At 56.3% G+C, this 25131-nt stretch carries 24 protein-coding genes; 15 read left to right on the top strand and 9 right to left on the bottom strand.

Features of this window, described 5'->3' with window-relative positions; genetic code table 11:
• Positions 1–75: 75 nt before the first annotated feature.
• From K0I31_RS19725 to K0I31_RS19705, 5 genes are all read left to right on the top strand, one after another.
• Positions 76–456 carry a GntR family transcriptional regulator gene (locus K0I31_RS19725; protein WP_011867573.1) on the top strand — a complete coding sequence of 127 codons (381 nt, stop codon included), beginning with the start codon at positions 76–78 and terminating at the stop codon, positions 454–456.
• Between the two features lie 14 nt (positions 457–470).
• Complete coding sequence (locus K0I31_RS19720) at positions 471–1316, top strand: ABC transporter ATP-binding protein (protein WP_258406544.1); 846 nt, start codon at positions 471–473, stop codon at positions 1314–1316.
• Positions 1313–2575: a hypothetical protein gene (locus K0I31_RS19715; RefSeq protein WP_220072664.1), complete on the top strand. Its 1263-nt coding sequence runs from the start codon at positions 1313–1315 to the stop codon at positions 2573–2575. The genes K0I31_RS19720 and K0I31_RS19715 overlap by 4 nt, the downstream gene beginning before the upstream one ends.
• A gap of 127 nt (positions 2576–2702) precedes the next feature.
• A complete protein-coding gene (locus tag K0I31_RS19710; RefSeq protein WP_220079481.1) occupies positions 2703–4499 on the top strand; it encodes an AMP-dependent synthetase/ligase in 1797 nt (598 codons plus the stop codon).
• A gap of 160 nt (positions 4500–4659) precedes the next feature.
• Positions 4660–5064: an acyl-CoA thioesterase gene (locus K0I31_RS19705; RefSeq protein WP_011867569.1), complete on the top strand. Its 405-nt coding sequence runs from the start codon at positions 4660–4662 to the stop codon at positions 5062–5064.
• Between the two features lie 5 nt (positions 5065–5069).
• On the opposite strand, the gene K0I31_RS19700 is transcribed toward K0I31_RS19705, so the two are convergent.
• Positions 5070–5315 (bottom strand): GNAT family N-acetyltransferase, encoded by a 246-nt coding sequence (locus tag K0I31_RS19700; protein ID WP_186300669.1) that lies wholly within the window; start codon positions 5313–5315, stop codon positions 5070–5072.
• Between the two features lie 157 nt (positions 5316–5472).
• Here K0I31_RS19700 and K0I31_RS19695 point away from each other — a divergent pair, with 157 nt between their 5' ends.
• Complete coding sequence (locus tag K0I31_RS19695; protein WP_258406543.1) at positions 5473–6456, top strand: Solitary outer membrane autotransporter beta-barrel domain; 984 nt, start codon at positions 5473–5475, stop codon at positions 6454–6456.
• A 17-nt stretch (positions 6457–6473) separates the two neighbouring features.
• Here K0I31_RS19695 and K0I31_RS19690 read toward each other — a convergent pair whose 3' ends face one another.
• Together K0I31_RS19690 and mtnC are read right to left on the bottom strand one after the other, a co-directional pair.
• Entirely contained in the window at positions 6474–6902 is a 429-nt protein-coding gene (locus K0I31_RS19690; RefSeq protein WP_011867566.1) for an acyl-CoA thioesterase, read from the bottom strand.
• 193 nt (positions 6903–7095) lie between these two features.
• On the bottom strand, positions 7096–7773 hold the full coding sequence (gene mtnC, locus K0I31_RS19685) for an acireductone synthase (RefSeq protein WP_220079479.1): 678 nt from the start codon (positions 7771–7773) through the stop codon (positions 7096–7098).
• A gap of 240 nt (positions 7774–8013) precedes the next feature.
• On the opposite strand from mtnC, the gene K0I31_RS19680 reads away from it, so the two are divergent.
• From K0I31_RS19680 to K0I31_RS19670, 3 genes are all read left to right on the top strand, one after another.
• Positions 8014–8820 (top strand): tetratricopeptide repeat protein, encoded by an 807-nt coding sequence (locus K0I31_RS19680; protein WP_220079478.1) that lies wholly within the window; start codon positions 8014–8016, stop codon positions 8818–8820.
• A gap of 43 nt (positions 8821–8863) precedes the next feature.
• Positions 8864–10015: an alpha/beta hydrolase-fold protein gene (locus tag K0I31_RS19675; protein WP_220079477.1), complete on the top strand. Its 1152-nt coding sequence runs from the start codon at positions 8864–8866 to the stop codon at positions 10013–10015.
• Between the two features lie 273 nt (positions 10016–10288).
• On the top strand, positions 10289–11236 hold the full coding sequence (locus tag K0I31_RS19670) for a PDC sensor domain-containing protein (RefSeq protein ID WP_011867562.1): 948 nt from the start codon (positions 10289–10291) through the stop codon (positions 11234–11236).
• Positions 11237–11292: 56 nt separating this feature from the next.
• Here K0I31_RS19670 and K0I31_RS19665 read toward each other — a convergent pair whose 3' ends face one another.
• The 4 genes from K0I31_RS19665 to K0I31_RS19650 are packed head-to-tail and all read right to left on the bottom strand — an operon-like array spanning position 11293 to position 16916.
• Positions 11293–11598, bottom strand: coding sequence for a DUF3240 family protein (locus K0I31_RS19665; protein ID WP_144204123.1), 306 nt, complete (start codon positions 11596–11598; stop codon positions 11293–11295).
• Positions 11595–14648: an efflux RND transporter permease subunit gene (locus tag K0I31_RS19660; RefSeq protein WP_220079476.1), complete on the bottom strand. Its 3054-nt coding sequence runs from the start codon at positions 14646–14648 to the stop codon at positions 11595–11597. Before K0I31_RS19660 ends, K0I31_RS19665 begins: the two co-directional genes overlap by 4 nt.
• Before the next feature lies 1 nt (position 14649).
• Positions 14650–15690, bottom strand: coding sequence for an efflux RND transporter periplasmic adaptor subunit (locus tag K0I31_RS19655; protein ID WP_220079475.1), 1041 nt, complete (start codon positions 15688–15690; stop codon positions 14650–14652).
• Positions 15687–16916: a TolC family protein gene (locus K0I31_RS19650; protein WP_220079474.1), complete on the bottom strand. Its 1230-nt coding sequence runs from the start codon at positions 16914–16916 to the stop codon at positions 15687–15689. The genes K0I31_RS19655 and K0I31_RS19650 overlap by 4 nt, the downstream gene beginning before the upstream one ends.
• A gap of 236 nt (positions 16917–17152) precedes the next feature.
• Here K0I31_RS19650 and K0I31_RS19645 point away from each other — a divergent pair, with 236 nt between their 5' ends.
• Positions 17153–17683 (top strand): helix-turn-helix transcriptional regulator, encoded by a 531-nt coding sequence (locus tag K0I31_RS19645; RefSeq protein ID WP_220079473.1) that lies wholly within the window; start codon positions 17153–17155, stop codon positions 17681–17683.
• A 31-nt stretch (positions 17684–17714) separates the two neighbouring features.
• Here the strand turns inward: K0I31_RS19645 and K0I31_RS19640 are convergent, their stop codons facing one another.
• Positions 17715–18785, bottom strand: coding sequence for a hypothetical protein (locus K0I31_RS19640; RefSeq protein WP_220079472.1), 1071 nt, complete (start codon positions 18783–18785; stop codon positions 17715–17717).
• A 313-nt stretch (positions 18786–19098) separates the two neighbouring features.
• On the opposite strand from K0I31_RS19640, the gene K0I31_RS20160 reads away from it, so the two are divergent.
• The 3 genes from K0I31_RS20160 to K0I31_RS19630 all read left to right on the top strand — a co-directional run bounded on the left by K0I31_RS20160 (position 19099) and on the right by K0I31_RS19630 (position 21006).
• Positions 19099–19323 (top strand): GDCCVxC domain-containing (seleno)protein, encoded by a 225-nt coding sequence (locus K0I31_RS20160; protein WP_258406541.1) that lies wholly within the window; start codon positions 19099–19101, stop codon positions 19321–19323.
• Positions 19324–20027: 704 nt separating this feature from the next.
• Positions 20028–20699 carry a DNA-methyltransferase gene (locus K0I31_RS19635; protein WP_220079471.1) on the top strand — a complete coding sequence of 224 codons (672 nt, stop codon included), beginning with the start codon at positions 20028–20030 and terminating at the stop codon, positions 20697–20699.
• Between the two features lie 70 nt (positions 20700–20769).
• Entirely contained in the window at positions 20770–21006 is a 237-nt protein-coding gene (locus K0I31_RS19630) for a hypothetical protein (protein ID WP_220079470.1), read from the top strand.
• Positions 21007–21194: 188 nt separating this feature from the next.
• On the opposite strand, the gene hutI is transcribed toward K0I31_RS19630, so the two are convergent.
• Entirely contained in the window at positions 21195–22421 is a 1227-nt protein-coding gene (hutI, locus tag K0I31_RS19625; RefSeq protein ID WP_220079469.1) for an imidazolonepropionase, read from the bottom strand.
• A 183-nt stretch (positions 22422–22604) separates the two neighbouring features.
• Here hutI and hutC point away from each other — a divergent pair, with 183 nt between their 5' ends.
• Together hutC and hutU are read left to right on the top strand one after the other, a co-directional pair.
• Complete coding sequence (gene hutC / locus K0I31_RS19620; protein WP_220079468.1) at positions 22605–23312, top strand: histidine utilization transcriptional repressor HutC; 708 nt, start codon at positions 22605–22607, stop codon at positions 23310–23312.
• Between the two features lie 123 nt (positions 23313–23435).
• The gene (gene hutU / locus K0I31_RS19615; protein ID WP_220043732.1) at positions 23436–25106 is read left to right on the top strand and encodes a urocanate hydratase; all 1671 of its coding nucleotides are present in this window, start codon (positions 23436–23438) and stop codon (positions 25104–25106) included.
• Positions 25107–25131 lie beyond the last annotated feature (25 nt).

Genomic DNA, 25131 nt, shown 5'->3' with positions numbered 1-25131 from the left:
TTGAAATTTACCGTATCTATGTTAATTTAGTACTGTATCAGTGTATCAATGTATTAATACAGTGAATAAAGGCTAATGCTAGATTTACTCAATGTCAACCCCAGTAATGGCGACCCCATCTACCGCCAGCTTAGCGATCAGATAGTGCGTCTGATCGTCGGCGGTCAGCTGCAACCACAGGAGGTGCTACCGTCGGTGCGGCAGATCGCCGAGCACCTGGCGGTCAACCCCATGACGGTCTCCCGCGCCATTCAGCAGTTGGTGGAACAGGGCTGGCTCGAGCGTCGCCGCGGTCAACCCACCCGAGTGGCACAGCGTGGCGACAGCCAGGGCACCTCGAGTGCCGACCTGATGGCGCCACAAGTCAATTCACTCATCAACCAGGCTAAGCAGTTAGGGGTAAGCCTGGAGGAACTCAATGCCATCATCGCCAAGGCATGGCAACAGGCGCAATAAAGGAACAGATGCAGATGCAAGAGAGCAATCAAGCCATATTGGCCTTTCATGGGATCACTAAGGCCTTTGACGGCCAGTTAGCCATAGACGAGCTGTCGATGACCCTCTATCCCGGCATGGTGGTGGGCCTGCTGGGGCAAAATGGCGCGGGCAAGTCGACCCTGATGCGCTGCGCCCTGGGGATCCTCGATGTCACCGAGGGGCAGATAGAGATACTGGGCGGCACCAGCGACAACATCAGCTCGGCGCAGAAGGAGCTGATCGGCTATGTGCCTCAGCAACCCTTCGGCTATGAGGGCTTCACCGTCGAGCGCGCCCTGGCCCTGCATCGCAGCTTCTATCCTAACTGGGACGGGTCGCTTGAGCAGGAGTGGTTGAGCCGCTTCCAGCTCGATGGGGCGCAGCAGGTACAGCGCTTGTCTGTGGGGCAGCGCCAGTCGTTGGCGCTGATCATGGCCATGGCCTATCGCCCTAAGCTGTTGATCCTCGATGAGCCGGTTGCCAGCCTGGATCCTATCGCCCGGCGCGAGTTTATGTCAGATCTGTTCGACCTGGCACTGGATGCCGGCTCGGCGGTGCTCTTCTCTTCACACATCACCTCAGATCTCGAGCGGGTCGCCAGCCATGTGGCCTTGATGCGCAAGGGCAAGCTGGTGCTCTTCAAGGAGATTGATGCCCTCAGGGAGAGCGTGCAGCTGGTGAGTCTCAAGCCGGGCGAGTCTCTGCCCGAGGGGCTTGTTGTGCTCAACCGTCAGCAGGATAAGCTGCTGGTGGATCACTATGAGGCCGCCATGGCACCAAGCTTCACCTCGGTGACGCCAATGAACCTGGAACAACTCTTCATGGAGCTGCACAGATGATGCCTAAAGCGCTGCGCGGCATGCTGCGCTTCTGGCTGTTCGATGTGGGCAGTGCCAGTTTTCTCGGCACCGGACTGCTGGCGCTGGTGATGATGCTGGTGTTGGCGTTCTCGGGCAAATACGACGCCATGCCTATCATGCTGGGGATGATGCAGGTTTCTACCTGTGCGGCGATCGCCTGGCAACTCAACCGCCTGTCGGCCACCGAGTGGGCCAGCCTGGTGCCCGGCTACGCCGAGAGCATTCAATGGCAGGCGCTCATCGTGGGCATTATCGCTACCCTGATCTCGCTGAGTGCGGCGATACTATTGCCCCTCGAGGCGGCGGTCCAGCAGGTGCTGCTGGCGAGCCTGGCTGGGGTCGCCTTCATCTATTTCTGTCGCCGACACATCAAGGGGTTCTACTTTTCTTTCGCCCTGTTTCTGCTGCTACCCTTTACACCTGAGATGACGGCATTTCTGCCTAGCCTCAGCTTCTACCTTGTGCCGCTGGCCATCGTGGGGCTCATCTATCTCATCCGCACTGACCTCAAGGCCGAGGTTTGGCATCTGGAGGCCAGATCTGTCTACCTCAATGGCCTGGAGATGGGCTGGTTCTGGTTGCCTAATCTGGGTTCAAACAGCCTGATGAACCGTCTGGACAGGTGGCTGCATCCGGTAAACTTCTTCGTCGGCCCCATGCTCTCCATGATGCTGGTGTTACTGCCTGCGCTGGCGCTGCTGCTGGGGCTGGTGAATTATTTTGTCGGCATCGAGCTGCCCGTGCTCTTCATCATGGGTCAGTTCAGTGCCGTCGCCTGTACCTTAGTACACTGGAGCCGTGTGCAGAGATGGCGGGCGACTGAGACCCTCTATATCTTGCCGGGCTTCGACGGTAAACAGGGACTGATAGAGGCCTTCGCCAGCGCCCAGTATCGTCTGCTGGGGTATTTCACCGGCACCATGGCGCTGCTGGCGACCTGCACCCTGATACTCAAGCCCGACTTTACCCTGCTCATCTGGAGCCATCTGGTACTCAGCACCTTCTGTGTCTGTGCCTTCTTGCTGGGCTTGGGCTGCGCCGCCCGCAGCGCCATGCATATCTCACTGAGTATGTTAGTGGTGATCTGCCATGCCATCTGGTTGTCCACCGCGCTGGTGGCACTGCGCGAGGGCAGAGATCTCACCACCTATGTGACCCTGGATATCGGCCTGGTGGCCTTTTCTCTGCTAACGCTTTGGTGGGGCAAGCGAAAGTTGTGGCGTGACGCCCTGGCCTGATCCTGCTAGCGCCTGGCTTTTGTGCTCCAATTAACATTATTGGAGCAAAAACTCTTATTTTTTGGCCGCCATTGCAGTAAAATGCGCCAAAACAGGTACAAGTGTACGCTAAAAGGGTCAGAAAATTATGTCGCTCCAACAGTATCATCCCATCAGCCTGATGCAGGCCCAGAGCCAGCAACGTGGCGATGCCATCGCATTGGAAGGCTATGGCTTATCGGCGCCTTGGCAACAGATCAGTTGGCGACGATTCGACGAGATTGGTGACCAGATCGCTAAGGCGCTGATCGCTTCTGGTTTTGCGGCTCAAGACAAGGTGGCGATCCTGTCGCAAAACTGCCCCCAGTGGACCTGTGCCGACGTCGGTGCCCTCAAGGCCAAGGCTGTGGTGGTACCCATCTATCCCACAAGTACCCTGGAGCAGGCGCGCTACATCATAGACGACGCCCAGGCCAAGCTGATCTTTGTCGGTGACGCCGAGCAGTACCGCATGGCCCGTGAACTGCTTGCAATCTGCCCCAGCCTGACCCAGATAGTGGTCTTCGATGCCGAGGTGGCGCTGGCGCAAGAGGAAACGGCTGTTCATTTCGATAGCCTGCTGACGCAAACCCATTCGCCCGAGGTTGACGCCGAACTGGCTCACCGTCTGGCTAACTTGGCCCTGGACGATCTGCTGACCCTGATCTACACCTCGGGCACCACGGGTGACCCTAAAGGGGTGATGCTGGATTACCGCAATATCGCCTCTGTGATCCGTCAGCACGATACCATATTACCCTTCACGCCTGGCGATGTGTCGCTGGCCTTCTTGCCGCTGAGCCATGTGTTCGAGCGGGGCTGGAGCTTTTACGTGTTGTGCCGCGGCGGCCATAACGTCTACCTCAAAGATCCCATGACGGTGAAAGAGGCGATCGTCGATATTCGTCCCCATACCCTATGCGTGGTGCCGCGCTTCCTGGAGAAGGTTTACAGCGCGGTGCAGGACAAGGTGAATAAGGCGCCCGACACCCGCAAGAAGCTGTTCGCCTGGGCCATGTCGGTGGGTGAGCGTCAGTTCGAGGTCAGCCAGGGGCGCGCTAAGGCTTCCTGGTGGCTCAAGACCCAGTGGAAACTGGCCCATAAGCTGGTGTACAGCAAGCTGCAGCAGGTGCTGGGTGGCAGGCTTAAGTTTATGCCTTGCGGCGGCGCGGCGCTGGATCAGAACGTGGCCAGCTTCTTCCATGGCATAGATATTCCCGTGCTTTGCGGCTATGGCATGACGGAGACCACGGCGACCGTGACCTGTAACACCTTGGACAACCGCGTCGCCGGCTCTAACGGTAAGACGCTGCCTGAAGTCGAGATCAAGCTGGGTAAAGACAACGAGATCCTGGTGCGCGGCGATACCGTGATGCGCGGCTACTACAACCGCCCTCAAGAGACCGCCGACAGCTTCGAAGATGGCTGGTTGAAGACGGGCGACGCAGGTCAGATAGACGAGCAGGGCAACCTGTTTATCACAGACAGAATTAAAGAGTTGATGAAGACCTCCAACGGCAAATACATAGCGCCGCAGCGGGTCGAGGGTAAGGTGGGTTGTTGCCCTTTCATCGAGCAGGTGGCGGTGATTGCCGATGCGAAAAACTATGTGACCGCGCTGATCGTGCCGGCGTTCGAGTCGCTAGAAGCCTGGGCCCAGGAGAAGGGGCTGCATTACGAGTCGCCCATGGAGCTACTGCGCCACAGCCATGTGATCGAGCACTTCGAGCAGCGCCTCAAGCATCTGCAGCAGGAGCTGGCAGGCTTCGAGAAGATCAAGAAGTTTACCCTGCTGCCTGAGGCATTTTCCATGGAGGCTGGCTTACTGACGCCGACTATGAAGCTAAGGCGTAAGATGATCTACCATAAGTACGCCACAGAAATTAATGCTATGTATGTGAAATAGCGAAATAGCTTAAATGTTAAGGGCGCCTCATTAGAGGCGCCCTTATTCTATGGGGCCAGTATCTATGAGGTCGGTAGTCCAAAAGTCCATCTTGCATCCCCCTGGTATCTCGGTTAACGTCTTTGGCACAAAAATAACGACTTAGTCTTAGGAGCTCCCTGTGCCGTTACGCTCTTTCAGTTTAACCATTCAACCCAGATTCAACGAAACCGATGGCCTGGGCCATATCAATAACACCGTCATGCCTGTCTGGTTCGAGGCGGCGCGCGAGCCTATCTTCGCCATCTTCAATCCTTCACTCAATCTGGCCGAGTGGAACCTGATTGTGGCGGGCTTCACCATCGCCTATACCTCGCCGACCCAGTATGGTCAGCCGGTGGAGATCAAGACCTGGATCAGCCGCGTGGGCAACGCCAGTTTCGAGGTGGCGCAGCAGAGCTGGCAGGGCGGCAAGATGACCGCCGAGGCCAAGACCACCTTAGTGCATTACGATTACAGTATCGACAAGAGCCGACCCATAGGGGAAGAGGTGAAGCAGGCCCTGCTAACCCTGACCGGCGAATAAACGGGTTACAAAAACTTCTGCACGTACCAGCAACTGGCGCTGATGGCGAGTTGCTGGGACTTAGCCCACTCCAATCCATGGCGCACCAGGCGTCCGGCCACGCCCTGACCCCTGAGGGGATCCGGCACGAAGGTTCGTACAAAATCCACCTTATCACCTTGCCGCTGATATTCTAATACCGCATCATGGCCTTCAATCGACAACACAAATCGCTGCTGGTCGGCCTGGTGTAATATCGTCTCCTGGGTCATAGTCTGCTTCTCGTTTGGTTGGATGACTCTTAACGTTAGCACAGGATGAGGAGATAAGTCACAAGATGATTCGGTCAACATTTAGCTTAGGGATTGCGGCTTGATAGGCATATCTTTCAGTCGTTTAAAGCACATTACTGCCCTGGGACTTGCGGCATTGGGACTCACGCTCCTGTTAGGGAGCGGCACCACTGTCTTGGCCCAGGAGATCGACATTCGTGGGGCGGTCGAGGCCAAGGTGAAGGGGGATATCACCAGCGCCATGGTGCTGACCGACGCCAACCTGATCACCTTAGGTATAGTCGATTTCAATCCCAACACCATAGTGGACTTGAGTGAGATAGGCGACATCAACGCCGGTGACGAAGAGTCGCTCAAGCGGCGCAGTCAGCTGACCTCCTACACCTTGCCTTGGGAGAGCGACACAGTGCCGCTCTCGCCCGAGTGGTCCCAAAGCATCCAGGTGCGCCTCTCCTACGTGCATGCCAGCGACAGCATACAGGGGCTGGAGGATGAGACCATCAGCAGTCCGATCAAGGATACCAGCTATCTGCTGGCGGGCGAGTATCGCTGGAAGTATCAGATCAATGAACAGTGGCGGGCGGTCTTTGGCCTGGGGGCGCAGTTTATCTGGCTGGAAAACCGCCTAATCTATAACGACCCCGTGCTGCGCAGCGTCAGTGGCATTCTCGACGACAAGCTGGTGAACACCAGCTATGGCGCCATCATGTTCGACCCCAATGCCGAGCTGACCTATACCTGTGACCTCATGGGGAACAAGTGGGAATTTATCAGCACCCTCAGATACGGCATAGGACGCAGCTTGCTGACCGACGATGGCATGCAGGCGGTGACGCCTCAGGTCGGGCGTCTGAGCAACGCCCTGGTGTTTCATTACGGGCTGCCCGACTTCTTCGACCGTCAGAACGAGATGCGCCTGCTGGCCAAGCGGATCGATCTCAGCGGCGATGTGATAGACCCCATGGGCACGCGTCACTACTACGAGTTCGGTGCCGGCTGGGTGGTGCAGACCCCCTCGCTGTCAGCCTGGCTGCGCAACATAGGGATAGGCATCACACTCAACATCAACAGCGGCCTGAGTGGCGGCGGCATAGTGTTGCTGTTTAACGAGGAGATGTGAGCCAAGCACAATCGAGGTTAGTCGATGCAGTGATCCTTGAGCACGGCCAGTAACTCCTCGGGCAGATTTGCCTTGGCTTGCTTGTTGAAGTCGAACATGACGGCGACCGAGGAGCCCTTAGTGGTGATCGCCTGTTGCTGCTCGCTGAACACCTGATAATGCATGGTGAAGCGGTCCTTGTGGATGTCGCTGATGCTGACGCCGATCAATAGGGTGTCGGGGAAGGTGACCGGGCGCTTGTAGCGTGCATGGTTGTCGCTGATCACTGGGCCCATGCCGTATTGGTAGAGCTTATCCAGCGGAAACAGCTGGTTAAAGAAGTCTATCCGCGCCGTCTCGAAGTAACGGAAATAGACCGCATTGTTGACGTGCTTCAGGGCATCCATCTCGCCCCAGGCGACTGGGATGCGGGTGTGAAAGGGAAACTGGCTAGCGAACTGCTCCATATCTTAACCTTCAATTTTCAAACAAGCGTTTAGTTTTGGGTTAAGATATCAGTATCTCGCCACAATACCAATCCCTGAGGGCGTTCGAGTGGCTAATGAGTCAGGATGAGGCTTTCTCTCGTTCTTCGATTTGTTTGGCGAGCGAGTAACAAAAAAGGCACCCCGGGGTGCCTTTATTTTTCAAATCGACAGATTAGAAGCTCAACTCTTTAAAGTTGGTGATCTGTGGGTAGTCGCCAGTACGCTGGGTAGTCTCGCGCACCATCTGCACCACACGCATGCCCGCCTGCTCGGCAGCTTTGAGCTCCTCGAGCACATCCGAGACAAACAGCACCTGCTTAGGCGCCAGGCTGATGGTGTTGATGATGTTAAGGTAGGCCTGTTTAAACAGCTTGTTGCCGGTGCGGGTGTCGAAATGGCCATCGAAGTATTCGGTCAGGTCGCCGCCGTCGCTGTGGCTGAACAGCAGCTTCTGGGCATCCACAGAGCCAGAAGAGAAGCTATAGAGACGCACGTTCTGCGCCTTAATCTCTTTCACGCTGTCGATGAAGTCAGGGTAGATGTGACCCTTAAACTCGCCCTTGGCGTAGCCCTGTTTCCAGATCAGGCCTTGCAGCGTCTTAAGCGGAGTGGCCTTGCGATCTTCGGCAATCCACTGTTGCAGTATCTCTACTACGCGCTCCAGTGAGGCGTCCGGTTCCAGCGCGATATCTTTCACGTCGCTGATGCAGTTGTCGACCAATACATTAGTTTGATTATCTTCTAAAAAATCAGCGAGTGCCTTAGACGAATAGGGAAAAAGGGTGTCCTGAATAAAGTTCAGATCGGTTGTTGTACCTGCTGTATCTACAACTATGGCTCGAATACCCATAACGTTGGCTTACTCCACTATGCATTAATAGAAATGATTCGCTTAAATGACAGGCCAGATCCTAAGCTGAAAACGCCCCTTTGGCTAGTGAATTATCGCCCAAAGACGAGCGAAGGCGCAGCGGATCACAAGGGGAAACAGGTCTGGCGTTTTCGGGTGGAGGTTTGACTTGCTTTTGCTTAAATATCATACTCATTCGCTTGGGTCGTAAAACATGGAAAGGGAAACAAGGAAGGGCGAATGACTGTTAAATACCTCAAATTTATTAGCTGCTTAGTCTTGATTGCTGGTAGCTACTGCCTGCCACTTGCGGCCAAGATCAAAGTAAAGCCGCTGCCGATTCAGCTGGAGAGCTGTGAGCGTGGCGAATGCGTCGATCATTTCAAGGAATACAAGACGCTGGCTCGTTATGGCCATTCCGATGCTATGTACACCCTGGCCGAGATGTACCGTCTGGGCTATGGCACAGAGAGCGATATGCGCTTATCCACTAAGTGGTATCGCCGCGCCGCCAAGTTAGGCAACCCTTTTGCTCAGTACAAGGCGGCCATCCTCTATCTACAGGATGGTGAGAATCAGGATATCGACAAGGCGATGCGCTACCTGCGAGACGCCAACCGCGCCGATCTTAACGAGGCGGCTCACCTCTTGGGAATGCTCTACGTAGAAGGCGAGCTGGTGGAGAAGGACAAGGTGAAAGCCAAGGACTACCTGACCAAGGCCTATGAGGCGGGTCATGAGCCGACACTTAATCTGCTGGCCGAAGTTAGTGAGGTGGCCCTCGAGGTCAAGCGCCAGGCTAAGGTGGCGCCGGTGACGCCCAAGAGTCAGGCCGCTCCGACAGATGAGATGGAGGTGATCGAGGTACGTGCCCCTAGTCTGGAAGAGGTCTTTTCCTACCACATCGCCACTTTGCGTGCTCGTGTGCCCGATGGCATCAGCAGTACGGGCACCTCGCTGCGGGGTCGTACCTGTGGCGAGATGATCTCCTGTAATACTCAGGAAGACAGAGAGCGTATTCGCGATTTTCTCATGTCCACTTGGTAACGGCTCAGGTCGCCCTAACACTTAACAATAACAAGGAATACACGTGATAAATAAATGGATTGCTGGTGTTATCTTACTGCTCGGCAGTGGCTTGAACCTGGTTCAGGCGGCGCCGACCAACCTTGAAACGCTGATGGTTAAGGCGCCGGGTGTCGACAAGCCCATGGCCTTCAAGGTCACTCTGCCCGCCAGTTATGGCGAGAACCTAGATAAGCGCTATGTGCTGTTGTTCGACTTTCATCCCCGCAGCCGCGGTTATCTCGAGGGGATGCATGACTGGATGAGCCACAACGGCGACTGGCCCTGGCTGGAGACCATAATCGTCACAGCACCCGACGGTGACCAGGCGCTGGGCAAGTTGAAGAGTCAGGCGATAGAGCAGGAAGGCAGCGTCGCCCTGTTGGACTTCATGGAGCAGTCGCTGCTGCCCGCCATCGATGCTAAGTATCGCACCAATGGCTTTCGCATCATGAACGGCTTTACCGGCAACGCCGGCCTGGTGCTCTACACCTTGCTCAATCGCCCCGAGTTGTTCAACGCCTACCTGGCGGCGAGCCCGGTATTAAGTGACGACTTTGCCTATGTGATCAAGTCGGCCGCAGACAAACTGGAGCGCTTCAAGGGCAAGCCGCGCTACCTGATGTTGACCACCAGCGACAGCGATTTCGAGCAGCGTCAGCTGGCGGATTTCGCCGCTTTGGAGGAGCTGCTCGAGACGACCAATCATCCGGCGCTGCACTATAAGGTGAAGCGTTTCGACGGCACCTACTATATGACCCAGCCGATCCTGGCGACCGCCTACGGCATAGAGTGGCTGTTCGACGACTACCACAGGGTGCTCTCGCCAGACTCTGAGATCGCCAAGGGCGGCGTCAAGGCGATTCTCGACCACTATAGTTACCTGTCGCAGCAGAAGTATGGCTTCCCCGTGCCCTCCACCGATTCGCTGATCGCCCTGGCGGACGCCGAGTTTGCCAAGGATAAAGACAAGGGGCTGGCTGTTTATCAGGCGGCTGTGGAGGCCAATCCTGACTCCCACACCGCCCATGATGCCCTGGCAAGGGCCTATGGCGAGCTGAAGATGTTCGACTTAGCCATAGCCCAGCAGAAGCAAGCGCTAGCCAAGACAGACCATCCCTTCTGGACTCGCAAGTACAGCGAGAGCCTGGCGGCGCTAGAGGCGCAGCGGCACTAATTGATTCTACATAGGGTTATCTCCGCCGTTTACCTGTGTTGAAATAGGCTGGCATCTGCCCTCTTTTGGTGCAGATGCCTATGCGTTTCGGCGCAGTCATAGCGAATTGCACGCCCAGGCTCCGGCGATTCATCTCCTTATCAGCCTCCTCCCACCTGGGTTTTCGCCCCGTGGCGCGGCGTTTTTTTCAGTCTTAGCCTGGTTTCTGTGCCCGCGAGAGGGATTGGCGCCATAGTTGCAAAGCTTAGAGTCGTTATCTAAGGGGAGCAGTCTATGGCGGCAATGAGTTACTTGAGCGTGATCGAGCGGTACCATGAGCATGAGCAGCTGGTGAAGGAGCTGCTGGAGTCGATTCTGGTGGGGATAAGCGATCCCCTGATGTTGTCCGATCCAGGTTTTCGGGTGCGGGCCATGGCCGAGATCGCCAACAGCTATCCCTTTATCGAGCTGCTCTATGTGCTCGACGGCGATGGGGTGCAGATCAGCGACAACGTGGCCATAGTCAATCGTGTGGTGCAGGCGATCCCCGTGGGGCGCAACCTGAGTAGAAGCCACAGGCCTTACTTCTCCAAGGCGCAGGAGACGCAGTTGCTCAAGATCACCACTCCCTATCTCTCTAACGCCAGTGGCCAGCTCTGCCTGTCGGCCTCCTATCGTATCGAAGACGACTCGGGGCGGGGCTTTATCGTGGTGGATATCAATCTCACTCAATTGATCGAGTTTATGATGGGCGATCGGGCCAGACGGCGGGCGACGCCCCTGTTCAAGGGGGTCTATACCGCGCTGGTGGTCGGGCTGTTTATCATGGTGCTGGTGCTGATCAGCATGGCGACCGTGGACATCGCCGCCTTGCTCGCCGAGGGAGTTGTACCTAGCGGCTCCATCAAGCCCTTTAGCATCATCATCTTCATCACCCTGGCCCTGGCGGTGTTCGATCTGGGTAAGACGATCCTCGAAGAGGAGGTGTTGATGCACAAGGATATCTTTCGTCACAGCTCAACCCGGCGCACCATCACCCGATTTATCTCCACTATCTTGATCGCCATCTCCATCGAGGCCCTGCTGACCATGTTTAAGGCCTCTCTGGGAGAGATGAAGTATGTGCAGCCCGCCATCGGCATGATGTTCGCCGTAGTCGGCCTGCTGGTGGGACTGGGGATCTATGTGTTTCTCGGTGCCAAGGCCGAGCTGCTGCTCAAACAGGGCAATGGCAAGCCTTAGGCCCTTGGCTCTTAAGTCATAGGCGAAAGAGTACAGGCCGAAGGCGTTATCCAAAGCTAACAGAGGGTACCTGTCTGCTGGATCGGCATGATCCAGTAGCGACAGGGGTTGTGTTGGCACACCCGAGCGAGTTCGGCGAGCAGGGCCTGCTGCTGGCTGCTGGGGTGCATGATCTCGAACTTACAGAACTCCCGATAGCCCTCCACCTGCTCCTTGATGTTGAAGTGGCTGTGCTCGCGGCTGAAGCCACAGATATTGCCCAGGCTGAAGCCGGAGAGAAAATCCAGCTCGATCAGGGTATCGACTATGTCGTCTTTAATATCGTTCTGGGCGATCAGCACCAGTAGTTGTTCACTGCTCATCGGCGTTTCTCCAGCCAGTAATAGAGGATAGGCAACAGGTAGAGGGTGGTGATGGTGGAGGTCAGCAGGCCGCCTATCACCACTATGGCCAGGGGTTTCTGGATCTCGGCACCAGGGCCGGTGGCGAACACCAGGGGCATAAGGCCGAACATGGCGGTGGTGGCCGTCATCAGGATAGGGCGCAGGCGGCGCATGGCGCCCTGTTCCACCCGGGTTAGCAGGTCGCTAAACAGGTGGCGAGTCTGCTCATAATAGCTGACCATCACCACACCGTTGAGCACGGCCACCCCCAGGAGGGCGATGAAGCCCACCGACGCGGGGACCGACAGGTATTCCCCCGACAGGTAGAGGCTGACGATGCCGCCCATCATGGCGAAGGGCACGTTGGCCAGGATCAGCCCCGCCTTGGAGAGGGAGCCGAAGGTGGTGAAGAGGATCAGGGTGATCAGCGCCATGGCGATGGGGATCACCAGCAGCAGGTTGTTGGTGGCGCGCTGCTGATTCTCAAACTCGCCGCCGAAGCTGACGCTGTAGCCCGCCGGCAGCTTGATCTGCTCGCCTATCTTGGCGTTAAGCTCCTCGACGAAGCCAACGATATCCCGTCCCTCGACGTTGGTGGTGATCACAGAGAAGCGATCGCCCTGTTCCCGCTCGATCAGTATCGGGCCCTCCTTATAGCTGAGCTTGGCCACATCGGTCAGGCGCCTGAGGGAGTGATCCGGCATTACCAGCAGCTGTTGCTTAAGCTCATTGATGCTACCAAGCTTACCCTCGCCGCTGGCGATCAGCACTGGGGTGCGCTTCTTGCCCTGCAGCACCTCGGTAACCGCCACCCCTTCGAGTTGGCTCTTAAGGTAGCGGGCAAACTCCATGGTGCTCATGCCGAAGCCTCTCGCCAGCTCGTTATCCAGGGTTAGGTTGATGAAGGGGCTGCCCTCGATAAGCGACATCTTCACATCTACGCTGCCAGTTGTGGCGCTCACCAGTTGCTGGATCTCGCCGGTTAGTGTACCCAGGGTGACGATATCTGTGCCGAACACCTTGATGGCCACATCGCCTATGCTGCCGGTCAGCATCTCGGAGACCCGCATCTGGATCGGCTGGGTGAAGTTAAAGTTAACCCCGGCGTATTGCAGCAGCTCGCCGCGAATCGCCTCGATCAGTTCGGCCTTGGTATCGAAGCGCCACTCGCTGCGCGGGGCCAGCTCGAGAAACACGTCCGTCTCGTTCAGCCCCATGGGATCCAGGCCTATCTCGTCGGCGCCGGTGCGGGCGACCATCTGTTTGATCTCCGGCACCTTGCTCAGCAGGGTCTGCTGTATCTGTTTGTCGATGGCGATGGAGGCCTCCAGCGAGATAGAGGGCGACTTCTCCAGCTGCAGAATGATATCGCCCTCATCCAGGGTGGGCATGAAGGTCTTGCCCACCAGGCTAAACAGCCCCAGGCTGACGATCAGCAGGCTGAAGGCGGTCAGCATAAAGCCTTTCTTCGCCTCGAAGGTGCGCTTCAGGCTGCCAAGGTAGGCGGCCTTGAGCTTCTCTATCGCCCTGGGCTCCTGGGCCGCCTTCTCGTTCACCAGATAGGAGGCGATCACAGGGATGACGGTGAGCGCCAGCACCAGGGAGGAGAGCATGGCAAACACTATGGTGACCGCTACCGGGGTAAACAGCTTGCCCTCCAGGCCGGTGAGGCTCAGCAGGGGCGAGAAGACTATGATGACGATGATGGTGCCCGAGACCACAGGGATGGCCACATCCTTGGTGGCGCGGAAGATAAGGTGCAGGCGCGGCAGTCGCTGCTTGGAGGCGATCTGATTCACCATGTTTTCGACCACCACCACAGAGGAGTCCACCAACATGCCTATGGCGATCACCAGGCCGCCCAGGCTCATCAGGTTGGCCGACAGGTCGAACAGATCCATCAGCAGGAAGGTCATCAGGGCCGCCAGCGGCAGCGACAGGGACACCACCAAGGCGGCGCGCACATTGCCCAGAAACAGTGCCAGCAGCACGATCACTAAGAGCACCGCCTCGAACAGGGCGCTGGAGATGGTGTCTATGGCGGTGTTGATCAGGTTGGCGCGATCGTAGAAGGTGTTGATCACGCTGCCCTCCGGCAGGCTGGTCTGGATCTGCACTAGCTTCTGCTTAATGCCGTCGACAACTTGCGCCGTGTTAGTGTCTTTCAGGGCGATGATCAACGCCTCGGCGGTCTCATCACCATCCTTGGTGACGGCGCCGTAGCGCGCCAGGTGGCCTATCTGGATCTCGGCCAGATCCTTAAGGCGATAGACCTTGGCATCGTCGGCCTTCACCACGAGTTGTCCCAGCTCATCGATGTCGTCGATGCGGCCCTCGGCGCGCACGATAATGGTGTCTGTGCCTATCGTGAGCTTACCTGCGCCCTCGTTGTGGTTGTTGTCCTTGATCGCTTGCTGCAGATCCGCAAAGCCTATGCCGGCCGCCGCCATGGCTGCCGGGTTGGGGTTGATGCTGAAGCTCTTGGCATAGCCACCAAGAATGTTAACGTCGGCCACCCCGGGCACTGTGCGCAGCAAGGGACGCACCTCCCACTCCAGTAGCTGCCTGCGCTCCATCAGCGACAGGTTGGGGTTTTCCAGGGAGAACATGAAGATCTCGCTCAAGGGAGTGCTCATGGGGGCGACACCGCCGGAGACCCCTTCGGGGAAGCTGTCCCACACGGCGGCCAGGCGTTCGCTTACCTGCTGTCTCGCCCAGTAGATGTCTGTGCCTTCGGCGAAATCCAGGGTGATGTCGCTGATGGCGTACTTGGTGGTCGAGCGCAGAATCGCCTGATTGGGGATCCCCAGCAGCTCTGTCTCTATGGGCACAGTGATCTGCGCCTCTATCTCTTCGGGTGTCATGCCCGGCGCCTTGAGGATGATCTTCACCTGGGTGGGCGAGATATCGGGAAAGGCATCTAAGGGGATCGCCAGCCAGGCCTTGCCGCCGGCGGCCATCAAGATGGCGGCGACGATCAGCACAAACAGGCGCTGGGTGAGGGAGAAGCGTATTACCGAGGTCAGCATCTTATTCGCCCCCTAGGCCGAGCATGATCCCTTTCACCGCCGCCACCGACTGCGACAACACCTGCATCTGGCTCAGATCCTGGTCGCTGGCGACTATGTACTGCTCCGGCGTCGACCCCAAAATCTCTATGGTGACCGCCTCGAGCTGGCTCGCCTGTTGGGTAAATACCTGACTCTCCTGCTCCCAGCTGAAGACGCTGTGCTTGGGCAGCAGGTAGACGGCCTTTTGATACTCGGGTATCACAGTTATCTGCTGTCCCAGCAACAAGTTACAGCCTTGAGGAACCGGCTCCGACCAGGCGTTGATAAAGGCGCCGTCGGCGATGGCCGACTGGGCATCGATGGTGAGGTGACAGGCATTGATGTTGATTGCCGACAGCGAGGCTGACTGGCTCATGGGCACATTGACCCGGACGCGAATGGCATCGCTGGGCACCAGAGAGAAGAGCTGTGTGCCGGCGTGGTAGGGGGTGTCCAGCTGATTGAGTTTGACGATACCGGCCACGGGCGCGCCTATGGTCAGTGACTCACTGGCCTCATCCTTGGCGAGCACCATGGCCATGAAATGCTGCATATGCTCATATTCGAGGTGGCTGGCAAAATAGTCCTGGCTGATCTCGCGCCACTTATCGGCGCTTATGCTGCCGTTCTTCAGCAGCGGGCGGTTACGATCGTAGCGCTGCTTGGCCAGTTGATACAGGCTGTTGGCCGCCTCGACTTGGGCCAGGAAGTGGAAGACCTCTGGGCCGGTCAGCCTGGCGATGGCCTGTCCCTGGGTGACGGGCTGGCCTTGGCCCACCAGGAAGGTGACCTGCTGGATATTTTCCGGCGTGCTGACCCAGTAATCGTTGCCGGGCAGGCGGGCGACCTGGGCGGGCAGGGCACTGCCCTCATAGCTGGCCACCTTCTGCGGCTGCACATAGCTTAAGGCAAGCTTGCCTAGGGTCTCTAAGCTTAATGGCTCGGCCTGAGCGGGATGCATAAGGCTGGCGGAGAGAAATGCGGATAAACTGATGAGGCTGGCGCCATACTTGGCCGTCATAATGAGATTCCTAAGGCTTGTAGTTGCTGAGAATGGAGTTGTTGTTGGCTGACCCGGTTCAGCGCCAGACGCGATTCGGTGTCCAGTGCATCCATGTAGCGGCGCAGCCAGATCTCATAGCTCACCTGGTTCTGGTCTTTCACCTTGGCCAGCTCTTCGGTGATGGTGCGGCTCAGGGAGAGCCCCTGCTTGAGCAGTCGCTGCTGCTGGCCGAGCGTCTCTTGCTGCTTGGCCAGCTTCTCCGCCTGGGTCTTGAGTTGTAGATAGGTGCGATCGCTTTGCAGTAGTTGTTCCTGATTAGTCTGTTGCCAGCTGGCGAGCTCGCTCTGGGACAGGGCGGAGCTCACCCCTAGAGGGACAGTGATCCCCAACCCCAGCTGATTGTCGTCGAGCTGGTCGGCGGTGCGCTTGGCGGTGAGTGAGAGGGTCCAGGGAGCTTGTGTGCCCGCCTGCTGACGTTCGATCAGCAGACGCGCCTGTTGCTGCTGTAGTCGCTGCAGCTGCCACAGGGGATGTTGGGCCAGTTGGTTGTCGAACTCGGACACCTGCCGCTGCTCGGCGCTTGGCTCATCATCTATGGATTCAGGTGGCAGTTGCTGGCCCGTGAGGCGGTAAAACAGCGAGACCGCCTCGGCCTGTTGCTGTTTGAGCTGGATCTGCTGCAGGTCGATATCCACCTGCTCGCGCTCGAGCAGCAACAGATTAGCCACTGGCAGCTCGCCCACGTCGGTGAGGCGCTTCTGCTGTTGATGCAGCTTATCCAGCAGCGTACGTTTGCGCTCCAGCTGGGCCAGCTTGACGCTGGCGAGGCGATAGTCCCAGATGCTCTGACGGATAAGGCCGGAGAGGTAGAGATTCTGCAGCGCCTGCTGCTGATTGCCTATGGCCTGGGACAACTGCTTGATCTGGCTGTCGCTGTCGTAGGCGCCGGGGGACTTTAATGGCAAATTGAGCGACACCTCCTGCTCGTAGCTGTTACCATTGTCCAGGCTACCCAGATGGCTCAGGCTGATGCTGGGGAGCCCCATCAACCAGCTTGAGCTGCTCAGTTGCTGGGCGCGTTCATCCGCGACGACGGGCGCCTCGGCGCTGGCATTGGGAAGCCTGGACTTACTGATCTTCAGCAGGTGGTGGAGTTGATGTGTTGAGGCCGCATAGCCAAAGAAACTACTGCTACTTAATGCGGTCAACAGACATATCTTGATACAAGACTTAACGACGGACATAAGCGATTTCTGTGGTATTAAAGTGTGCCGTCAGTCTAGTGATTGTGTCGCCCCTGTCTTGAGGGAGATGTATCATAAAGCGGCCTATGGTACATATGTACCATAAGCTAACTTATTGATTTTGTGTTGCTTCGCTTTTTTGTATTATCGGAATTTGGCTGTAGATTTGCCTGTGGATTTTGGCTGTCTGGCGCGTAATTGAGTGTGGGCAGGCCGTGATAGGAGTAGGAATATCCATGAAAAAGGATCTGGTTATCATCGCCCTCTTGGTGCTTATCATGTTGTTTAAGCTGGTGGATATTGTCGCCGACGTGCAACTGGAGATCCCCGCCTGGCATATCGCCCAGGAGAGTGTCTTGGTGCTGCTGACCGTGATCGCCACCCTCTACCTGAGCCGCGACCTAATGCGCCGCTCCCGGCAGGTCAAGGCTCTGGCCCACAGGCTCGCCCAGGCCGACAAGCAGATAGATAACCTATCGACTCAGATGCGCGCCGCTCGCCAGGAGTATAGTCAGGCGGTGGCTAGCCAGTTCGATACCTGGGGCTTCACCAAGAGCGAGCAGCAGGTGGCGTTTTTGATCCTCAAGGGGCTCAGCTTCAAGGAGATCGCCGAGGTGCGCCAGACCAAGGAGAAGACGGTGCGCCAGCAGGCCTCCACCATCTATGGTAAGGCCGGGGTCGATGGCCGCCACACCTTCTGCGCCTGGTTTATGGAAGACTTCATTCAAGATCACAACCAGGAACTGGCCAGCAACGAGGCGGCCTAGTCTCTGTTTGTCTGTGCCCTCAGGCCGAGCGTTATTCGCCGCCCTTCCTGGCCCAACCCGCCGGTAGGCTGTTTTCCATGCGCTCCAGACGTTCGAGCAGCCGTACCTGATTGCTGAGCACCTCCTGCTGGTTGGCGATGATCGCCTGCTGAATCGCCTGGGTTTGGCAGTATCTCAGCTTGTTATGGCCATAATTGGCGGCCGTCAGCGCCGCCGAAGAGATACCGTTGAGTAGCTCACCGAACTTCTTCAAAGGGTTATTCTTTATGGTGCCGCCCACATAGCCGTGCACCTGAGCGACAGGCTCTATCTTGGTGGTGCCCAGCGCCTTGAGCAGCTGACCAAACAGCTTGATGGAGCCCGCCCCGGCAGTGACGAAGAAGGCGGCCTGTTCAAACTCGGCAGGGTTGCTGTTGATAAACTGACAGCTGTCACCCACCAGGTTGTTGATGCCGAAGCTGGCGTTGCTGTTGGGGCTGAGTCCCCGCCTCAGGGTTTCCAGATGAGTCGTCATCTCGTGGAACACATCGAAGAATCCCGATTGAAAGGCGCCGCCATCGACCGTGAAGGCGCGATACAGGGGATAGAGGGAGTAGCCCGGCATGGCATCGATCAGGCTGATCATGGGGTCGAAGTGGTAGATGTTGCCGAGCAGGCTGCTGTCTTGCATGTTAAACAAAAGGTTACCCGTGGATTCCAGATTGCTCACGAAGGCGATAAGATCGTTTTTAAAGCGGTAGCACTCGCTACCCCCGGCGCAGCTGGCGCCACCAAAGGCGGCCAGTCCCTCAAATTCTTGCTGGATCACCATGCGGCCTTCACTGCCGGCATTTTCGATCATGTCGAACATCTGCTGGGTGTAGCCGTTAAAGCTCTGCTGTGCCTGCTGCAGGATCAGCACCTTACCCTGAATATCTACCGTGTTGGTAACTGTCTTGCCTGCATCCTCTGCGGCGTCGGCGGCGTCCGTTGCCGTGGTCTTGAGCTTATCCCAGATGTCGGCTAGCAAGTCGGCCTGACTGCTTGGGCTGACGGTGAGTCCGGTGGCGAGCAGGCTGGCAATTAACAGGGGATAGGCGCGGGAGAATGTGTGGCTGTTCATAGCGACTCCTAATCGATCTGGCTTGATCAAGCGAGGGGAGATCTTTTAGGTATAGTGGCTTTCACTATGACCAGAGGCTGTGCCGCTTGCGAAATATGTGTAAAGCCAAGTACATCGGGGGTTACACTTGGTTCAGTGCGGAGTCACAATGCTTTACACGGCTTGAGAAACTATCTTGTTCTACCATTGGTGTTTCGCGCGGTTTTTGGCTAGGTAATAGTCGAGATTCTTGCTTACTGCAATGTGAGCCCGGCGCTGTTTATTTGCGCCCGATGGGCGTAACTTGAGGTGATGAACCTTGTGTGAGGTTTTTATGGCGAACCCAATCCAACTCGAATCCGAGATCACCTGTCCCCACTGCGCTCACAAGCGTGTGGAGACCATGCCTCAGGACGCCTGTCAATTCTTCTACGAATGCCAGGGCTGCCACGAGATTCTTAAACCCCTCCCCGGCGACTGCTGCGTCTTCTGCTCCTACGGCACGGTGAAGTGTCCGCCAATACAACTTGGCGGGTGTTGTCGGGGTCGGTCTTCTTGAAGCTATTTCTAGCTGCATTTTTATCACTTAAAGCAATAGGCAATAGCTACCGATGATCTGTAGTATTCTTAGTTCCATCGAGTTAACTAATGAATTTGTTAGCCGAGCGGCTACCGTTACCAATCGCCTGCCGCGGGCTTATGTGCAGGTACGTCTTCGGGACGCTGTAAAGCCATCCCTGGCCGCTTAACGAAAACATCCCTGTTTTCGATACCCTTAGACATACCTACACACTTTATTCAACGCCTCTTCGAAGTTACGTAATCTGAATATAAAAAGATTAGATTAAGCTCTTTACAATTGATCAAATATCGAACAGGCTTGTGGTGTTTGTATTCAAGGATGAGTGCATTAATTCTGTTATTCACATCAACCTTGATTAATTTCAATTGTTGAAAGTTAAAAAGGAATTTTATATGGGATGTACATGTTGTGGTTCTAAATTGAATAGCGGAATGTTAACAAAAACTGATTCAAATTCTGGTCAGAAATTTAAATCCTGCCCGCATTGTTCAGCAGCTAATGGTTCTGAGCACATATTTCATCCTTATCCTGGACAATTTGGTAAGACTCCAGCCCGTGTTACAGCCAGGAATCCTGATGGGCATCAAAGCTACTGCATTGATTGTCGAGGATTAGACAAAGGCAAAGAGTCAACAGTACACTCCAATGGTCGTCTTTGTAGTACTTTTTAGTAGGCTTAAATGCAGTTATTCCAGAATGATGCTGTTCATTGGTTATCGACGCTCGCAGATGCGAGCGTCGATTTAATTATTACCGATCCTCCATATGAATCTCTTGAAAAACACCGAAAGATTGGAACTACAACACGGTTAAAAATTAGCAGTGGTTCTAATAACCAATGGTTTGATATTTTCCCGAATGAACGATTTGAACAGCTATTTATAGAAATATATAGAGTTCTTAAGAAAAATTCTCATTTCTATTTATTTTGCGATCAAGAAACGATGTTCTACGTTAAACCAATTGCTGAGAAAGTGGGATTTAAGTTTTGGAAACCAATCGTTTGGAATAAGCTTGCAATTGGCATGGGGTACCACTATAGAGCGAAATACGAATTTATTCTCTTCTTTGAAAAGGGAAAGCGTAAGCTAAATGATCTAGGCATTCCTGATGTATTAGAATGTAAACGGATACATCGTGGTTATCCAACCGAAAAGCCCGTAGAACTAATTGAAACACTTATAAAACAAAGCTCTAGCGAAGGTCAGTTAGTTGTTGATCCCTTTTTTGGCTCAGGTTCAACGCTAATCGCGGCTAATAATTTGGAACGGAAAGCGATAGGTTGTGATATCTCCGATTCAGCACATGACTATTTGGGTAAGAGGCAATGCTTAGATGCAGTCGTTTCTTAAGTCGGACAATAGTAGTTCAAATCGAAGAGACAGATGACCGGGTGTAAGCACGCTTTTGGCCTTCGGTGGCATGGATGCCACCGCAGAGCACCCAGGGATGGGCGTGCTGCGTGCCAAAAGAGTGCTTGCACATGAGCCCACCGCAGGTGATAGGTTGCCATGGCGTCATGGCTTTCAATTACTTATTAAATATCGATACCTGCAGCGAAGAATTTCCGATTCTAGGTTTGCTGAGAAGAAAGTCATTTTCGGTATTTATGCCATTACGGTTCATGGAGGGATGGGCTTGAACAACGTCCCTGTTTAAAAGCCAGTTCGGCATCCATGCCTCTCGTTCGTGAGCTAGAAGCTGCGCTTCACTCACCGTGCCAAAAGAGTGCTTGCACATGAGCCCACCGCAGGTGATAGATAACCTATTACGCCAAGGTTATCTCATTCACTTGCCAGATACCAAAACCCTTAGGGGCACAAAACAAGAAAATTACCTCATCATCTTTATTGATGAACCAACTTTCCGTTTTTCACCACTTCCTTACACACATCCACTCCATAGCTGTAGGCCAGTGCCGCTGGGGTGGTGATATCCCACAGGCAGAAGTCGGCCTGCATGCCTGGTTTGAGTACGCCAACTGAGTCCTCGACTCCCAGCGCCTTGGCCGCGTTGCGTGTCATGCCCGCCAGGGCTTCCTCTGGGGTGAGGCGGAACAGGGTGCAGCCCATGTTGAGCATCAGCAGGCTGGAGCATAGCGGCGATGAGCCTGGGTTATAGTCGCTGGCCAGCACCATAGGTACCTCATATTGGCGCAGCAGGTCGATAGGCGGCATCTGGGTTTCCCGCAGAAAGTAGAAGGCGCCGGGGAGCAGGGTGGCACAGGTGCCGCTCTCGCTCAGGGCCTTCACGCCTACCTCGTCCAGGTATTCGATATGATCCACCGACTTGGCGCCCAATTTGGCCGCCATGGCCGACCCGCCCAGGTTTGACAGTTGCTCGGCGTGCAGCTTGATATCCAGACCGGCCGCTTTGGCGGCGCTCAGTACCCGCTCTGTCTGCTCCAGGCTGAAGGCGATATTTTCACAGAAGACATCCACGGCATCGGCCAGGTTTTCGTTAATCACAGCAGGCAGCATCTCATCGATCACCAGGTCCACATAGGCGTCGCTCTTGTCCTTGTACTCGGGCGGAATGGCGTGGGCGCCGAGGAAGGTGGTCTTCACGTCCACATGATGATGCTTGCCCAGCTCGCGGGCGACCCTGAGGAGCTTGAGTTCTGTCTCTGTGTCCAGGCCGTAGCCGGATTTTATCTCGACCGTGGTCAGCCCTTCTTTGGCGAGGGCGTTGAGGCGTTGGCGTCCCAGTTCGAACAGCTCGGCCTCGCTGGCCTCGCGACAGGCCTTGACCGTGCTGATGATGCCGCCGCCGGCGCGGGCGATCTCTTCATAGCTGGCACCTTGCAGGCGCAGCTCAAACTCGTTGGCACGATTACCGGCGAATACCAGGTGGGTGTGGGCGTCGATAAGGCCTGGGGTGAGCCAGCCGCCCTTGCCTCTGTAAACCGGCGTTGACAAGACATCGAACTCGGGTAGCTCGCTTCGGGGACCCATCCAGGCGATCTTGCCCTCCTTGACGGCGATGGCAGCATCGGTGATCGCACCGTAAGGCGCTGAAATTTCAGGGTCCATAGTGGCGATATTGACGTCAATCCAAACCTGATCCCAAGACATGATGTTTCCCTCGACTGGCGCGCCTTAACGGTGGCGGCAATAAATTTGTGTGAGCTAGCTTGTATTTACTTGTATATACAAGCTAGGATTATAGCGGTAATTTTCAGCATTTGAAAAGTGTAATCGAGTTTGCGGCGATGCCTGGGAAGTAATCATCACCCGGGGCGCCCACAAGGAGCAGAGATGGCGACGCCCAAGTTTGCAGAGATCAAACAGTTTATCTTGACCAAGGTGGAGTCTGGCGAGTGGCAGCAGCATAGCCGCGTGCCGTCGGAGAACCAGCTGGCCGAGCTGTTTACCTGTAGCCGCATGACGGCGCGGCGCGCCCTGACCGAGCTGACCGAGTCCGGCGTGCTCGAGCGCTCCCAGGGGCTGGGCACCTTCGTCGCCGGGCTCAAGTCGCAATCTTCCATGATGGCGATCCGCAACATCGCCGACGAGATCAAGGACAGGGGCCATGGCTACAGCGTGAAGCAGCTGGCACTGACCCAGACCCAGGCCACGGCGCAGATCGCCATCGCTTTGGGACTCGAGGAGGGCAGCGAGGTGTTCTATTCGGTATTGGTGCACTGCGAGCAGGGGACACCGTTGCAGTTGGAGGAGCGTTTCGTTAACCCCCAGCTGGTGCCCGACTATCTGGCCCAGGATTTTAGCCTGCAGACGCCCCACGAATATCTCTCCTTCGTGGCGCCGCTCACCGAGGCCCGCCACACCATAGAGGCCGTCGTGGCCGACGATGTTCAGCGCGAGCGATTGCAGATAACCCAAAGCGAGCCTTGCTTGCAGATCCTGCGTCGCACCTGGTCCCGTCAGGGCGTGGTGAGTTTCGCTCGCCTGCTGCATCCGGGCAGCCGTTTCCGCCTCGGCGGACACCTGACCTTTAATCGTTGAGGCGATAAACCCATTTGGGAACGGCCTGTTTCCCTTAGCAGCATCTAGGCTGCAACAGGTAATGAGTTACTGAATAAAGATAAAAATAATGTCATCAAGACAGCACAATTGAGGTAAGCAAGAATGGATAAGAGACACGACCCTAGCCGTCGCATCATAGCGCCACATGGCACTACGCTGAGCTGTAAGAGCTGGCTCACCGAGGCGCCGATGCGCATGCTGATGAACAACCTGCACCCAGATGTCGCCGAGCGTCCAGAAGACCTGGTGGTCTACGGCGGTATCGGCCGTGCGGCCCGTGACTGGCAATGCTATGACAAGATAGTAGAGGTGCTGCAGCGCTTGGAAGAAGATGAGACCCTGCTGGTACAGTCGGGCAAGCCTGTGGGCGTGTTCAAGACCCACAGCAACGCGCCGCGCGTCATCATCGCCAACTCTAACCTGGTGCCACACTGGGCCAACTGGGAACACTTCAACGAGCTGGATAAGAAGGGCCTGGCCATGTATGGCCAGATGACTGCAGGTTCTTGGATCTACATCGGCTCTCAGGGCATCGTTCAGGGCACCTACGAGACCTTCGTGGCCATGGCCAAGCAACACTTTGGCGGCGACGCCAGCGGCAAGTGGATCCTCACAGGCGGTCTGGGTGGCATGGGTGGCGCACAGCCACTGGCCGGCACCATGGCGGGCTACTCTGTACTGGCCTGTGAGGTGGACGAGACTCGCATCGACTTCCGTCTGCGTACCCGTTATGTGGACAAGAAGGCCACTAGCCTGGATGAAGCGCTGGCGATGATCGACGAAGCCAACAAGAGCGGCAAGCCAGTGTCTGTCGGCCTGCTCGCCAACGCCGCAGACATCTTCGCCGAGCTGGTAGAGCGTGGCATCACCCCGGATGTAGTGACCGACCAGACCTCGGCCCACGACCCACTAAACGGCTACCTGCCACAGGGTTGGACCCTGGAACACGCCGCCGAGATGCGCAAAAAAGATGAGGCGGCCGTGGTCAAGGCAGCCAAGCAGTCGATGGCGGTACAGGTGAAAGCCATGTTGGCCCTGCAGGCGGCAGGCGCGGCCACCACAGACTATGGTAACAACATTCGCCAGATGGCGTTCGAAGAGGGCGTAGAAAATGCCTTCGACTTCCCAGGCTTCGTACCTGCCTATGTGCGTCCACTCTTCTGCGAAGGCATAGGTCCCTTCCGCTGGGCGGCGCTCTCTGGCGATCCGGAAGATATCTACAAGACAGATGCCAAGGTGAAGGAGCTGATCCCAGACAACCCACACCTGCACAACTGGCTGGACATGGCGCGTGAGCGCATCGCCTTCCAGGGCCTGCCGGCACGTATCTGCTGGGTCGGCCTGAAAGACAGGGCGCGTCTGGCTAAGGCCTTCAACGAGATGGTGAAAAACGGAGAGCTGTCGGCGCCAATCGTGATCGGTCGTGACCACCTGGATTCAGGCTCTGTGGCCAGCCCTAATCGTGAGACCGAATCTATGCTGGACGGCAGCGATGCGGTATCGGATTGGCCGCTGATGAATGCCCTGCTCAACACAGCAAGCGGCGCAACCTGGGTGTCTCTGCACCATGGCGGCGGCGTCGGCATGGGCTTCAGCCAACACTCGGGTGTGGTGATCGTTGCCGATGGTACCGATGAGGCCGAGGCGCGTCTGGGCCGTGTGCTGTGGAACGACCCGGCCACCGGCGTGATGCGTCATGCGGATGCCGGCTATGAGATCGCCAAGCAGTGCGCCAAGGAGCAGGGCCTGGATCTGCCCATGCTCGACCTATAAAAACAATAAGAACAAGAGGTTGTAA

The organism is Shewanella spartinae (genome assembly GCF_019457555.1).
Taxonomy (GTDB): domain Bacteria; phylum Pseudomonadota; class Gammaproteobacteria; order Enterobacterales; family Shewanellaceae; genus Shewanella; species Shewanella loihica.
The sequence above is the reverse complement of the archived record's forward strand: the minus strand, read 5'-3'. Positions and strand labels throughout refer to the sequence as shown.

Coding starts and splice junctions, on each gene's coding strand:
- K0I31_RS19725 (WP_011867573.1), top strand. CDS start 76: ATGCTAGATTTACTCAATGTCAACCCCAGTAATGGCGACCCCATCTAC.
- mtnC (WP_220079479.1), bottom strand. CDS start 7,773: ATGGGTATTCGAGCCATAGTTGTAGATACAGCAGGTACAACAACCGAT.
- K0I31_RS19710 (WP_220079481.1), top strand. CDS start 2,703: ATGTCGCTCCAACAGTATCATCCCATCAGCCTGATGCAGGCCCAGAGC.
- K0I31_RS19690 (WP_011867566.1), bottom strand. CDS start 6,902: ATGGAGCAGTTCGCTAGCCAGTTTCCCTTTCACACCCGCATCCCAGTC.
- K0I31_RS19700 (WP_186300669.1), bottom strand. CDS start 5,315: ATGACCCAGGAGACGATATTACACCAGGCCGACCAGCAGCGATTTGTG.
- K0I31_RS19645 (WP_220079473.1), top strand. CDS start 17,153: ATGAAAAAGGATCTGGTTATCATCGCCCTCTTGGTGCTTATCATGTTG.
- K0I31_RS19660 (WP_220079476.1), bottom strand. CDS start 14,648: ATGCTGACCTCGGTAATACGCTTCTCCCTCACCCAGCGCCTGTTTGTG.
- hutI (WP_220079469.1), bottom strand. CDS start 22,421: ATGTCTTGGGATCAGGTTTGGATTGACGTCAATATCGCCACTATGGAC.
- hutC (WP_220079468.1), top strand. CDS start 22,605: ATGGCGACGCCCAAGTTTGCAGAGATCAAACAGTTTATCTTGACCAAG.
- K0I31_RS19665 (WP_144204123.1), bottom strand. CDS start 11,598: ATGAGCAGTGAACAACTACTGGTGCTGATCGCCCAGAACGATATTAAA.
- K0I31_RS20160 (WP_258406541.1), top strand. CDS start 19,099: ATGGCGAACCCAATCCAACTCGAATCCGAGATCACCTGTCCCCACTGC.
- K0I31_RS19635 (WP_220079471.1), top strand. CDS start 20,028: ATGCAGTTATTCCAGAATGATGCTGTTCATTGGTTATCGACGCTCGCA.
- hutU (WP_220043732.1), top strand. CDS start 23,436: ATGGATAAGAGACACGACCCTAGCCGTCGCATCATAGCGCCACATGGC.
- K0I31_RS19655 (WP_220079475.1), bottom strand. CDS start 15,690: ATGACGGCCAAGTATGGCGCCAGCCTCATCAGTTTATCCGCATTTCTC.
- K0I31_RS19720 (WP_258406544.1), top strand. CDS start 471: ATGCAAGAGAGCAATCAAGCCATATTGGCCTTTCATGGGATCACTAAG.
- K0I31_RS19680 (WP_220079478.1), top strand. CDS start 8,014: ATGACTGTTAAATACCTCAAATTTATTAGCTGCTTAGTCTTGATTGCT.
- K0I31_RS19650 (WP_220079474.1), bottom strand. CDS start 16,916: ATGTCCGTCGTTAAGTCTTGTATCAAGATATGTCTGTTGACCGCATTA.
- K0I31_RS19670 (WP_011867562.1), top strand. CDS start 10,289: ATGGCGGCAATGAGTTACTTGAGCGTGATCGAGCGGTACCATGAGCAT.
- K0I31_RS19715 (WP_220072664.1), top strand. CDS start 1,313: ATGATGCCTAAAGCGCTGCGCGGCATGCTGCGCTTCTGGCTGTTCGAT.
- K0I31_RS19630 (WP_220079470.1), top strand. CDS start 20,770: ATGGATGCCACCGCAGAGCACCCAGGGATGGGCGTGCTGCGTGCCAAA.
- K0I31_RS19640 (WP_220079472.1), bottom strand. CDS start 18,785: ATGAACAGCCACACATTCTCCCGCGCCTATCCCCTGTTAATTGCCAGC.